We start from the raw sequence: 12483 nt of genomic DNA on the forward strand, positions 1-12483 counted from the left end.
TTGTTTATTGATGTTGTTTAGTCATTAGTTATTAATCAGCTAACGGAGGATTAATGACTAACAACTAAAAAATCTCAGGTTTATTTAGAGGACAAAAGGCGTCCAATAGTACGATTTTCTGGTGTGAAAGTCGCCTTAGCCACTCGCTGAATGTCAGCCGGGGTAACAGCCGCAATTTCATCTAATTCCTCGAATAAATTGCGCCAAGAACCAGTTTTAACTTGGTAATTCACTAGGTACTGCGCCATACCCGTATTAGAATCGAGTGACCGCAATAGCTGAGCGCGAGCCTGTGTCTTGACGCGCTCCAACTCCTTCTCTGAAACTGGTTCTGTCTTGAGTCGTTCAATTTCACTGCGCAGTGCCTTTGCCACCTCATCCACCGTATGATTTGGAGCCGTCAGAGCATATAGCAACATCAAATTGGGATACTTTTCTCCAGGAAAACCACTAAAGCCTTCAGCAGTCAGAGCTAATTGTTTCTCTTCCACTAGAGACTTGTAGAGGCGAGAGGTGCGACCATCACTGAGCAGACGTCCGATAATTTCATAAACTACGTGGTCAGGATGGTTGATTGCTGGCCTATGGTATCCTTCGATGTACCAGGGTTGAGACGACAGTTGCAGTGTTACTTCCCGCGTTTCCTCTTGTGGTGGCTCCACAGCCGTTACTTTCGGCGGCGCTGGTTTAGCTTTGTAGCGCCCAAAGTAAATTTGAGCCAACCGTTCCACGGCTGCCGGGTCAACGTCTCCCACAACTGCTATGGTCAAGTTACTGGGAGCATAGTAGGTATCAAAAAACTTCTGGATGTCTTCTCTGGTCAAATTACGGATGTCTTCGTCATAGCCAATCACCGGACGTCGGTAGGGATGGACTTTGAAGGCAGTATCAAGAAAACTCTCGATCATCTTGCCAATAGGAGAGTTATCAGTTCGCAAGCGACGCTCTTCTAGAATGACTTCTTTTTCTTTGTAAAATTCCCGAAAAACTGGTTCCAGAAAGCGCTCCGACTCCAGGGACATCCACAGCTCTAGCTTGTTAGATGGGAAGCTGTAGAAGTATGCTGTCGAATCTGTAGAGGTTGCCGCATTCAAGCCAACGCCTCCAGCCTGTTCGACAATCTGGCCAAACTCGTTTTGCTTGATATATTTGGAGGCTTCGGACTCAACTTTGTTGAACTGAGCCTGTAATGTTTCTACTTGAGCCTCTTTATTGGCTGTTTTGGCAGCTTGAATTTGTGTAAATAATTCATCCAACTGACCTAAGAGTTTCTCTTCTGCCTCATAGTTAGTGGTTCCAATCTTCTGGGTGCCTTTGAAGGCTAAATGCTCTAAAAAGTGAGCAGCACCAGTTTTTCCGTCGGGTTCGTTGGCACCTCCAACATCAGCGTAAGTGTAAAAAGAAATCACCGGAGCCCGGTGGTTTTCTAAGACAATAAACTTCATGCCGTTATCAAGGCGAAATTCAGTTACTCGCTCGATAACGTTCTCTAAGTAAGGCTGGATGCTGCTAGTTGCTGGTGCCTGTAGGTCAGCCCAAGCCAGAGAAGGAAACACTATTCCCCACCCCAGTAGGAAAGACACAAGGAAAGCGACAATTACTGCTTGCCACTGGCGTTGTCTCAACCAGCCGGTAAACAGCTTGAAGATTAGCAGAAGTTGATTCAGCTGATTCATAAGACGATAGAAATTGGCGATGTTTCTAGCATAAGAATTTGTTGGTATTCTGGTATGTCCTGGTAAAAAAAGGTCAACCATTACCAGTCCTATAGTTCTTGTGGCTGGCAAAGATTGACAGGTTACCCAACAGCAACTTGCATTATTACTTTTTAGCAGGCTTAGCTTTATCTATATCTATAAATCAGAAGATCAGATTGCTAATCATACCTCAATTAATTATAGATAGTGCCATCGGTCAGAATTGCTCGCTGATTAGCTGATGAGTGGCTTTGCCTAGTTGCAGTTACGGGATGATTCGGGACTTTTGTCAATTCTTGTCTCTCCTGTACCCTTTGTTTTCCTTCGTCTCTTTGCCCCTATCCATCTGCTAATTGTGCAAAACCTTATGACTTATTCACTAATGCTAATCACTGGTTTAGTTAATTGCCGATAGTTCCAGAAACCGAAGATTAGCCAGCAGACAAAGATACTGCTCGTAAGTAACAAGACTGGAATTAGACCAAACTGGGCAATCAAAGGCGGTGCAGCAGCAGTAAATAAACCACCTCCAACAATTGGTTCAAAGAAGAGTTGTTTGTAGCCAAAACTCTCGAAAGCACCAGAACGATTATCTGGATCCACCATCCGCATTAACAACAATCCGGTTGCAGTGACTCCCATTGATTGCCCCATGTCACCAATGCCACGTTCAAACCAGTAGGTGGGGATAATCCTGGGTGCAAGATAAATAAAGCTCAAGACATTCCAGGCAATGCCAGCTACTGCCAAAATCAGCAGGGGGCCTAAGTTAGTGCCTAGTACCGCTAAAGAGATAGAAGCTAGTGCTGCCACAATTGTGAAATCTAAGGCTGTGCCGCCGATGCGGTTGATCAACTGGCGGTCAATCAGATAACTGCGCCCTAAACGCTCCAAGATCAACTGTACGATAATCCCACCAATCAGAGTCAAAGGAAACAGAGGTACCCCTGATAAAATTGCTATACCTTCGCCACCTTGGTTCCAAGTTACCGATTCAATCCAGCTAAGAGCTTGCAGAATTATCCAACCAAGACCAACGGCTGCTCCTACAAAGCCAAAATGAACTGATAAAGGATCAATGAGCAAGCTACGAATGTGTCTAGCTCTTTTTGCCTTAAATTCCGGGGTTTCGGAGTGGAATACTGTGGAACTCTCTAGTTCTTGTTCCTCAGTCTGGGTTGCCGCTAAATATCCTTGCTTACGTCCCCAGTCGGCGAGAATAACTCCTGCGATAATTCCGGTAACAATTCCGATTGTGGCTAAGGCAAGGGCAAGATCAGGCCCTGCCTCAAAACCTAAATCTCTCAGTGTCTGAGACATCCCTGCTGCTGTTCCATGTCCCCCTTCAAAGGCAATCTCAATTAAAGCTCCAGAAAGCGGGGGCAGCCCAAATAGGGGCGTCAACACAGTCAAAGCGAGTAGCAGTCCAACAACGTATTGTCCCCAAGCAAGGCTTTGACCAAATGCTACCTGAGGTGCTGCTTTGCGCCAAATGTCTCGGGGGGAGGGGATAAACTCACCCAAGAAAATTGCTGCAAAGACTATGTTGATTAAGACGCCTGGTGTTTCTGACCAAACGTCCCGTATTGCTTGAGGAAAAAGACCACCTGCCAGAAAGAATTCCTCGCCAAAAACAGTGGTGGAAATTGCACCTAAAGTCCCTGGCCCCAGCAACAAGGCAATTATTCCCGCTACAATTGAACTAGGAATAAACAGAGACTGTAAAATGGCTACGCGCTGTCGCAGCCATCTCCCCAGCAGAATTAGAAAGCCAAGTATGATAAAGGCAAAGAACACATCCTGTAAGTTATAGGATGAATCTGGTTCAGAACCTTGCGCGAGAGCAACCAAAGCTGCTGGGCCTAATAGCAAAATCAGAGTCATTGGGATAAGATTGCTAGCTCGAAGCCTGATCAGCCCTGTGTTTTGCCACCGCAGTCTTTTAACCAGACTCAGGAGAAGAAATCTATTGTTGCCACTAAACATAGCGCGTTTGACCTACGTAGTATAAAAACAAATCTCTGCTTCTCAAGAAAAAGCACTAAGTTCATCACAAATTTCTTCAATAGAGCCAAGGGCCAGATCAGAAATTTGTGATGAACTATGACACTTTTGCTGATTATTAGACAACCTGTTGGACAATAGCGCTACAGCTTTTGTTATTACTTCACAATGCGAATTTTGAATCGGCATCCTCAGTCAGAGACGGAGACAAAGCGCCGCATCCTCAAGGCGGCACAGGGGTTGTTCGCCCGTCGGGGGTATGACGGTACAACAACCCGTGATTTAGCTAGTAAAGCTGGCGTGGCAGAAGGCACACTATTTCGCCATTTCGAGAATAAAAAGGCAATTCTCATTGAGGTAGCAACTCAAGGCTGGGTGGAGATTCTCACGGACTTGCTAACAGAACTTAGCGAAATGGGCAGCTATAAAGCCGTAGCGCAGGTCATGCAACGGCGGCTGATGCGAATGCGTGAGAATTCCGATATGATGCGAGTTTGCTTTATGGAAGTACAGTTTCACCCGGATTTGCGTGAGCGTATTCAGTCAGAAGTGATCATGAAAATGACCGATGTTGCTGAAGCTTTCTTTGAAACGGCAATGGAGCGAGGTATCTATCGACGTATGAACCCCAAAATAGTCGCCAAGGTATTTTTGGGCATGTTTGCTGTGGCTGGTTTTAGCGATAAGACCATCATGGAGCCAGACTCTTCACCCCAGGCTATGCAAGAAATGGCTGAAGGAATTGCTGATATTTTCCTCCAGGGAGTACTAGCGAAGGAGTAGCTCTTTCGCTTGTTTGATCCATCCAGTAACTTCCTCTACAGGAGGGCAAAGATCTCGACGCTGCATAGTTGCCACCTGTAGTCGCAAAACTTGTTGATGCAAACGATGAGCAGGAGTCTGAGCGAGCTGTCTTACTGAGGCGATGCCAGCGTGTAGTAACAACCCACAATATTGACAACCGACAGTTGGGATACGTGCCAAATCTGCCAGAGCAACCCATTTATCAACGTAATGAGACTTGATGTGCAGTTGATTCGCCAGTGTCTGCCTTAATTGGGGGGTGCTGGCTTTCCTTAGCAGTTGTCTAGTAGTCGTAATGCCATGTTCTTTTAGTTGGGATTGCTCCTGATCACTCAATCCAGGTAACTGCTCAATTGACCAGTCGCCAGGTTGGGTTACAGTTCTACTACTTTTTTGTTTGGGGGACATCTCGACCACCTTTGAAGTTTGTCTACTTTGATCTTAAAAATCCCATAGAGTAAAAGCTAAGATCAAGTTTGGTGGCTCTATCAAAGTCCATCAAGAGAAAATAAAAAAGCCCCGACCAAAGACCAGGGCTCGTTAATTCTGGCAGGGGACAAAAAGATCCACTCCACGTAAAATTTAACTGATTCCGACAGGTTAAGGACTGAGGGGAGGTCGTCACCCCTCATTCTATTTAAAGATCAAGGCGCGACTACATCTCATTCAAACTAAAGATTTTCTTAACGTAAGCATTAGGCCAACCGCCTATTACGGTAGAAGAATTGTTGTCTGTCTTTGTTGAACACACAAAAGCTTTGTTCTTCAGCCAATAGCGAAGACTCACTAAGAGATAAACCAACTAACAACAGTAAAACACTCAGGCCCTAACCGATAAGCTTGTTACTGAATTAGATTAAATACACCAGTATTAATGTGTATTAAAGACACAAATACGACAGGGTGCATTCTCAATATGACTTTTCTAAAGGCAAGTAAAATTCGCTTCCTGGGTATACTCGCTGCAACAACTAGCGTCTTAACTTTGGGAACAATATCTCCTGCTAAGGCGCAATCATCATTTACCTATTCAGGTGTTACGCCGGAAGTCTTAGCCTGCTCACAAAATGCAGGTCAAGGAGCAATATCAGGTCTCAGACCAGGGACAACAGTTAACTATCTTCCTGCTTCTGGCAATTCCAATGGTGGTTCAGTCGTTGTGCCTACAATTATCGGTGATGTGTTTCTAACCTACTTACTGAACGAATCGGCTGACACTTTAGAGTTTACTTTTGATCCAGGTACTGGCGCTTTCTTACAAAGTGCTGTTAAGAGTGGTTTTGATTCAGCAGTGGTAGGATGCGGAGGCTCGCCGTTGATCTAATACTATTTAAGTTGAAGAAGACAACAAATCTTAGTTCGTTCCCATTGGCTATTAGGTAAGACAATCACCTAATAGCTTGAGTTACTCTCGGTTTCCGAGCTCCCACAGAGGCCCCAATTAGAGAGGCGATTAAACCCAGTAGGGAACCGAAGAGAAACGACCAAGCTGCCTTGGCCGCATTGGCTGCAATCTGGTTAGGGTCTACGTTAGGTGGGTTGGTCGGTAGGTCAACGCCTCCTGGTTGTTGTGCCTGGTTAATGACTTCACCTGCATTGGATGCCACCACACCAAAAGCACCTGACACTCCAGTCGCAAGTAGCCAAGAACTAATGGCTAAGGTGGTTGCCCAGAGGATCAGCCCATGCAAGAGTGCTGTTTTCTTGTTCATCGGTCCGCAGGTACTAGCCGTTACCCAACCACCTGCGAATAAAGCAATTAGCAAACTGATAATTGACCAAATACCCACGCCGATACCCACGGCATTAGCATCAGAGCCTGCTGCACCAGCACTCAGTCCAATTGCACTACCCAAGGCACTCAACACTAGTTGAAGGGCTATGGCAACGACAATTCCTGCCAAAATTGGACCCCACCGTACACGATCATGGTAGTCAACCACCGGATTGACTACCACGGGTTCATTTACCAAATTTCCCGTTTGATTGGTGTATGACATTGAATTGACTCCCTTCTGGCTAGTTTCTCCATTAGTGACGTTGTCTTTCTACTAACGAAGTTAAATGAAGTTGAGAACTCATTTTATTGAGTATTTTCTGATTAACATATCTGCCTGAGGATAGAGCAAAAATTGATATTCTTGTTAAGAATTTTTACTAAAGCAAATAATTAAATACTAAATTTAATATTTAATTAGTTCTGTGTTATCTTGACAGCCAACATAAGAATTATATCCAGCTTAGTCAGAGGGAAAATGCAGTCTGTCTCCCAATAATTTGTCCAAAGTCAATACCCCAAAAGAGATAAAAAAAGTTTGAAAGATATTTAGTCAAACTTTTATCTCGTAAGAAAGAGGAATCGGATGCTGAAAATCTCTAGCATGTGCGTACTTTGAGATAAATGACTCCGGAGAAGACAACATGCCTCTTTTTAAAATCAGGGATTTCAATCCAAATTACCGCGAAGAAGCGTTTAGTGGTGAGGACGTTAAAGGACTAGATGTCTACGCCGGAAGAACAAACGACAAGATTGGCTCAATTGACGATGTGCTAGTTGATGATACAGGGCGTTTCCGATATCTAGTCATCGACACTGGCTTCTGGATTTTTGGCAAAAAAGTTCTGCTTCCAGTCGGTCGCTGCCAAGTCGATGCCAAAGCGCGGCGCATCTACGCCCTGGGTATGACGGACAAGCATCAGGTGGAAACATTACCTGAGTACGATGAGAGCATGACGGTTGACTATGACTACGAAGAGCGGGTGCGAGGCGTTTACCGCACTCCCTCAGTAGAAGCATCAGTGCCTGTAGAGATGTCACCACCCGTAGAGGCGTCGGGTACTGAGGCTGTAACTGCACGACAGGCTAGACAACGCCCTGTTCCTAGCCCAACTCCTGCCACTTACCAAGCCAGCACCCACAAACAAACACCTCCTCCTGCTACTTACAATCGCGATACCTACAGATACGACCAAGAGCCTTCACTTTACGGACTCGACGAGCAGAATCATCAGACATTCAAATTGTATGAAGAACAGCTCGTTGCCAGTAAAACTCGTCGCCAAACTGGTGAAGTAGCGGTGGGCAAGCGAGTTGAAACAGAAACAGCAAGAGTTTCAGTGCCTGTAGAAAAAGAGCGAGTTATCGTTGAGCGGCAAACTCCTGAAAACCATAGAACTGCAGTTGCTCCAGGTGAAGCTCAATTCCGAGAAGGTGAAGTGGCTCGCATGGAAGTTTACGAAGAGAACGCGAGCATCGGCAAGCAAGCCTTTGTGCGTGAAGAAGTTGACGTTAGGAAAGAAGTCGAGCGGGATACGGTTGAGGCAACAGAGAAAGTGCGTCGCGAAGAATTAGAGGTGGAAACTGGCGACAACACAACTACCAAGCGAGTTAATCGGCGTACCCATGACCGCATTTAATTAACATAAATGACAGGCTTTTTCAGCTTGAATTGTCGGCAGTCTTGAGGAAAAACTTTGTCTTGGGACTGACGGCAGTTACACTTTTTTAGCTACTAACCACAATCAGAAAAAAGGAGATTTTGATGATTCATCGGTTCATTTGGTCATCGCTAAGCCCTGCCTTGCTAGCTCTGGTTAGCACTATGGGAGCGGCAGCTTATTTAAGCATAGGAACTAAAGTTTCCGCACAAGAAACCTTTCCTGATGTAGAGGCTGATTATTGGGCAAGTCCCTTTATTCAAACATTAGCTGGACAAGATATTGTTGCTGGCTATCCTGATGGAACATTTAGACCAGAGCAATCTTTAGATCGGGATGAGTTTGCTGCCATGATCCGGCAAGCCTTTGAGCGGGAGCAAGTGAAGAAAATTCCGAGTGGGAGCGTTTTTAAAGACGTTCCTCAGAATTACTGGGCGGCTCCTCCCATTGAAGAAGCTTACGAGACGGGCTTCATGAGAGGTTTTTCAGAGAATTTATTTCGACCACAAGAGGAAGTTTCTAAGGTTCAGGCATTAGTTGCCTTAACTAATGGTCTCAATTTGACTTACAATCCTACAACTTCAACTACTACTCAAGGCACCACAACACCTGGTACTACTGAGAGAGCTAAGAAACAGCGTGTTACTAAGAACCGTTTGATGTTTCCCTTGGCAGCTACTGTCTTGATGCAGCCGATATTAAAGACATCATCAACTACTAATATTCAGCGAGCGACGGCTGCTGTGCCAGCAGTAACTCAGAGTACTAGCGAAGCATCTGCTCCTTCGGCTTTAGAGTATCTCCAGTCTTACTACAAGGACGCAGAAATGATCCCTGAATATGCCATTGACAATGTGGCAGCAGCAACACAAGCCAACATGGTAGTTAACTACCCGCAACCAAATATTCTCAACCCACAACAGTCTCTTAACCGGGGAGCAGCAGCAGCAATTATTTATCAAGGGTTGGTATACAGAGGTGATTTAGAACCGCTCTCTAGTAATGCCGGAGCTTCTCAATACATCGTTAACCGCTAGGGCGTGTTTTTAAACTCGAAGGTGTCCTTCTAAGCGCAACCCTTCACTTCGTTCAAGGGCAAGATCCGTGGACGGTCGTAAAGGGTTAAAAATACATTTCCAATCTTAAAACCAAATAAAGAAGGCTTTCTACTACTCGTAAAACCTAGACTGTAATAATCTCCTGATTATGTACCATCATAATTGCTTAAATTAATCCTTCTTCTACTACCAATAGAGCTTGATTTTTCTGGATAATTCAGGAGTTAACCTAGCAATAGTTCGGCTTTATGCCAGAGCTTTAAAAGGGAAAAGAAATAGAGGAAGAAAGCCTCAAAAAAGAGTCAAAAACATTTCGTTGATTGCAGCTTTATCAATTCGAGAAGTGGTGGCATCTGTCAATATTTATGGGGCGGTAGGGTAGGTAGCGTTACTTTTGAAGCTTTCCTGGTTAGGAAGTTAATTCCTCGACTCGGAGAAAATGCTGGAGGCAAACCAATTTATTTATCTCCTTACTCTCCCAAATTCTCCCCCATTGAAAATTTTTGGTCAAAAGTTAAATCTATCTTGAGAAAGACAGTCACCAGAACTTACAAAGATTTAGTCGATGGCATTGCCAACGCCATGCTTAAGGTAACTCAGTCAAATATTCCTAACTGGTTCGCTCATTGTTACTACGTGCACCTCATAACTATGAGAAAGGCTAGAGTTATTACTCATTACTTATTACTCATTACTTATTACCCTTCGCTCCGCTCAAGGGCATGCTTATTACTTATTACTTATTGGATACAATGCCTTACCACTAGTAGAGTCAAAGACAAATAACTTCTCTAAATCGACTTGAACACCAATAAGATCGCCCGGACAACCACGCCAATTTGAGGGTGCCTGAAGATTTAAAAGTACATCTGATTTCGGTAAAATGCCTCGAACCAAAGTTTCTCTTCCCAATGGCTCTACCACTTTTACCAGCATCGTTAGTTGGTTTTGAAGCGAAACTTGTTTTGAACTTTCTGAGTTAATTAAATCGATAATTTTTAGATGTTCCGGGCGAATCCCCAAATCCACAGTTTGCCCGGAAACTAGTTGAAGTTTTTCTTGAAGTGTACTAGGACAAGAAAAAAATTGACTACCTACCTCAAACACTTCATTAGTGTAAGTTGCCAAAAAAACATTCATCGGCGGACTACCCAAAAAAGAGGCAACCATGCGGTTGGCTGGTTTGGCATAGATGTCTTGGGGAGCACCAATTTGTTGAATGCAACCATGCTCTAGCACGACAATTTGATCAGCTAAAGTCATCGCCTCTACCTGGTCATGGGTAACGTAAATGGTAGTAATGCCAACCCGTTGGTGCAATTCCTTTAATTCCGCTCTGGTGTCATCCCGTAACTGAGCATCAAGATTGGAGAGGGGTTCATCGAGCAAGAAAACCTTAGGTTCACGAACGATCGCTCTCCCTAGTGCTACTCGTTGCTGTTGCCCACCAGAAAGCTGTTTAGGTTTGCGCTCTAACAAATGGTAAATATCGAGTGATCGCGCCACCATCTCCACTTTTTGCTCAATTGTTGCCCTGTGAGCTTTCCGCATCCGTAGACCAAAAGAGAGGTTCTGAGCTACGGTCATGTGAGGGTAGAGAGCATAGTTTTGAAATACCATCGCCACGTCCCGTTGTCGTGCTGGGACACTATTGACTAAAACATCTCCAATATAAAGATTCCCCTCTGTGATTAATTCGAGGCCAGCAATTGTTCTGAGGATTGTCGATTTACCACAACCTGATGGCCCCACTAGAACCCAAAACTGACCATCTGGCACCTCAAAGGTAATGTTTTCAATTGCTGTAACATCTTCAAATTGGCGACTAATGTTATCTAACCGAAGGTTTGCCATGACTAGCTACTGCAAATGTTATTGCTAAAGGCAGTTTAAGCTTTATACCTTCTAAAGGTAACAGCGCTAGGGAGATGGGAGTCAAGAATTACCTTCTTTCTCAAGGGTACGCTCTCCTAGTAATTTCACGGTCAATGCTTTACCTAAAATTACTGACAATTCAGTGATTATCCGGTCAACAGTCTTCAGTCAAAGGGATGAGAATAAGAGAGCCGATTTATAATCACTCAGAGTTGTGATGGGTAATACTGTGCAGCACAAACAAGTCAGTTCGGGAGAAGTTCCAGCAGAAGCAGCATTTTTCCACTATTCACCAGACCTCTTCTGCATGATTAATACTGACGGGACTTTTGAGTTGGTCAAAGCAGACAGAAAAAATCTTTGGCTGGAAGCAGGAGGACAGTACTGATCGAGTTAGTGGCATCATCATCAATGCTGAGGTGATTACAGAGAGCAAGCAAGCCCAAGAAGAGCTAAAACAAATCAGTGAGAAGTTACAACAATCAAATCGTTACTTAGAGCAGTTTGCTTATCTTACCTCCCATGATTTGCAAGAGCTACTGCGAGCAGTAAACAGCTATACCCAACTCCTGACAAGAAAATATCAGGGCAACCTGGGTCCCACGGCTGATTAACGACTTGCTGGATTTTCCCGACGTGGGAACTCCTGGTAAAGATTTGGAGCTAACTGAAGCCGAGTCTTTGAGCCAATTCTCATTGTTTTCCAGCCTTTGCATCCTCACCGCGAGTACGAAGGTACGGGGATTGGTCTAGCAGTTTGTCAGAAGATTGTCGAGCTTTATGGTGGGCGTATCTGGGTGGAGTCAACACTAGGAATGGGAAGGACGTTTTACTTTACTCTCCCGCCGGTGAAGTGATCGAAGTGCCAGCATTTGCTTATTCAGAGATGATGCAGAATTTGTTTTGCTAGAAGGAAGATGAAATGCCCGCCAGTGGTGATGTAGTGTTGCCGAAAACTTGAAAGGAAGTTCAACAACCCTAATCCGCTAAAAGCTGAGATTAGGGATTGCCGAACAAACGGCGATTTAAACGGTTGAATACCGCGTTGAGTCTCAGCTTGGTACAGACTTTCGGATTCTTCTCTAGTCCGAATTACCTCTAAGGCTTTTTGTTGAGTCGCTATTGAGTTAGGACATCTTAGCTGAGATGCGGGAAGAGACCAAAAACTAACCTCGTTAGGATTATCTCCATGTTACGAGTAACCGTTTTATCTAAATCAGGCGAACCCTTAATGCCAACTAAACCTAGTCGTGCTAGACGATGGTTAAAAGAAGGTAAGGCAAAAGTCTATCACAACGATTTAGGTGTTTTCGCTGTTCGATTAACGGTTGATACAAGTCAAGAAACTCAACCTATTGCTCTCGGTATCGACCCAGGGAAGATGTATTCAGGCATAGGCGTTCAGTCCAGCAAGTCTACCATTTGGATGGCTCACTTGGTTCTACCGTTCCAAACTATTACAGAACGGATGGAATTAAGGCGTATTATGCGACGTGCCAGACGTGGCAGAAGAATCAACCGTAAAATTGCCTTTAACCAAAGAGCACATCGCCAAAAACGCTTTAACAGTGCGACTCGTTTGCCAGAAATCACGCTAAGTGAGGGAT

General features: G+C 44.5%; 12 protein-coding genes and 3 pseudogenes. 10 read left to right on the forward strand and 5 right to left on the reverse strand.

Annotated features, from left to right (window positions below; all coding sequences use genetic code 11):
* Positions 1 to 80 precede the first annotated feature (80 nt).
* Positions 81 to 1676, reverse strand: a complete 1596-nt coding sequence (locus ACT7WV_RS19855) for a M16 family metallopeptidase (protein WP_445104551.1) — start codon at positions 1674 to 1676, stop codon at positions 81 to 83.
* A gap of 393 nt (positions 1677 to 2069) precedes the next feature.
* A complete protein-coding gene (locus ACT7WV_RS19860; protein ID WP_445104552.1) occupies positions 2070 to 3581 on the reverse strand; it encodes a sodium/glutamate symporter in 1512 nt (503 codons plus the stop codon).
* Positions 3582 to 3869: 288 nt separating this feature from the next.
* Between ACT7WV_RS19860 and ACT7WV_RS19865 the strand changes: the two genes are divergently transcribed.
* On the forward strand, positions 3870 to 4484 hold the full coding sequence (locus ACT7WV_RS19865) for a TetR/AcrR family transcriptional regulator (protein ID WP_445104553.1): 615 nt from the start codon (positions 3870 to 3872) through the stop codon (positions 4482 to 4484).
* Here the strand turns inward: ACT7WV_RS19865 and ACT7WV_RS19870 are convergent.
* Positions 4470 to 4913, reverse strand: coding sequence for a DUF4332 domain-containing protein (locus tag ACT7WV_RS19870; RefSeq protein WP_445104554.1), 444 nt, complete (start codon positions 4911 to 4913; stop codon positions 4470 to 4472). The two genes, ACT7WV_RS19865 and ACT7WV_RS19870, sit on opposite strands and share 15 nt — an antisense overlap.
* 508 nt (positions 4914 to 5421) lie before the next feature.
* Here ACT7WV_RS19870 and ACT7WV_RS19875 point away from each other — a divergent pair.
* Positions 5422 to 5829 (forward strand): hypothetical protein, encoded by a 408-nt coding sequence (locus tag ACT7WV_RS19875; RefSeq protein WP_445104555.1) that lies wholly within the window; start codon positions 5422 to 5424, stop codon positions 5827 to 5829.
* A gap of 64 nt (positions 5830 to 5893) precedes the next feature.
* On the opposite strand, the gene ACT7WV_RS19880 is transcribed toward ACT7WV_RS19875, so the two are convergent.
* Entirely contained in the window at positions 5894 to 6505 is a 612-nt protein-coding gene (locus ACT7WV_RS19880; protein ID WP_445104556.1) for a hypothetical protein, read from the reverse strand.
* Positions 6506 to 6926: 421 nt separating this feature from the next.
* Here ACT7WV_RS19880 and ACT7WV_RS19885 point away from each other — a divergent pair, with 421 nt between their 5' ends.
* From ACT7WV_RS19885 to ACT7WV_RS19900, 4 genes and pseudogenes are all read left to right on the forward strand, one after another.
* The gene (locus ACT7WV_RS19885) at positions 6927 to 7922 is read left to right on the forward strand and encodes a DUF2382 domain-containing protein (protein ID WP_445104557.1); all 996 of its coding nucleotides are present in this window, start codon (positions 6927 to 6929) and stop codon (positions 7920 to 7922) included.
* A 125-nt stretch (positions 7923 to 8047) separates the two neighbouring features.
* Positions 8048 to 8980 (forward strand): S-layer homology domain-containing protein, encoded by a 933-nt coding sequence (locus ACT7WV_RS19890; RefSeq protein WP_445104558.1) that lies wholly within the window; start codon positions 8048 to 8050, stop codon positions 8978 to 8980.
* Between the two features lie 220 nt (positions 8981 to 9200).
* Positions 9201 to 9407 (forward strand): annotated as a pseudogene (locus ACT7WV_RS19895) (transposase); the annotation flags it as partial.
* A gap of 47 nt (positions 9408 to 9454) precedes the next feature.
* Positions 9455 to 9637, forward strand: a pseudogene (locus ACT7WV_RS19900) (IS630-like element ISMae26 family transposase); the annotation flags it as partial.
* A gap of 93 nt (positions 9638 to 9730) precedes the next feature.
* Here ACT7WV_RS19900 and ACT7WV_RS19905 read toward each other — a convergent pair.
* Positions 9731 to 10855 carry an ABC transporter ATP-binding protein gene (locus ACT7WV_RS19905; RefSeq protein WP_445104559.1) on the reverse strand — a complete coding sequence of 375 codons (1125 nt, stop codon included), beginning with the start codon at positions 10853 to 10855 and terminating at the stop codon, positions 9731 to 9733.
* Positions 10856 to 11093: 238 nt separating this feature from the next.
* Here ACT7WV_RS19905 and ACT7WV_RS19910 point away from each other — a divergent pair, with 238 nt between their 5' ends.
* The 4 genes and pseudogenes from ACT7WV_RS19910 to ACT7WV_RS19925 all read left to right on the forward strand — a co-directional run.
* Positions 11094 to 11264: a hypothetical protein gene (locus ACT7WV_RS19910; RefSeq protein ID WP_445104560.1), complete on the forward strand. Its 171-nt coding sequence runs from the start codon at positions 11094 to 11096 to the stop codon at positions 11262 to 11264.
* Positions 11206 to 11490 (forward strand): hypothetical protein, encoded by a 285-nt coding sequence (locus ACT7WV_RS19915; protein ID WP_445104561.1) that lies wholly within the window; start codon positions 11206 to 11208, stop codon positions 11488 to 11490. Before ACT7WV_RS19910 ends, ACT7WV_RS19915 begins: the two co-directional genes overlap by 59 nt.
* 96 nt (positions 11491 to 11586) lie before the next feature.
* Positions 11587 to 11733, forward strand: coding sequence for an ATP-binding protein (locus tag ACT7WV_RS19920; protein WP_445104562.1), 147 nt, complete (start codon positions 11587 to 11589; stop codon positions 11731 to 11733).
* A 332-nt stretch (positions 11734 to 12065) separates the two neighbouring features.
* Positions 12066 to 12446, forward strand: a pseudogene (locus ACT7WV_RS19925) (RRXRR domain-containing protein); the annotation flags it as partial.
* Positions 12447 to 12483 lie beyond the last annotated feature (37 nt).

It is taken from the genome of Symploca atlantica LB2515 (genome assembly GCF_052546295.1).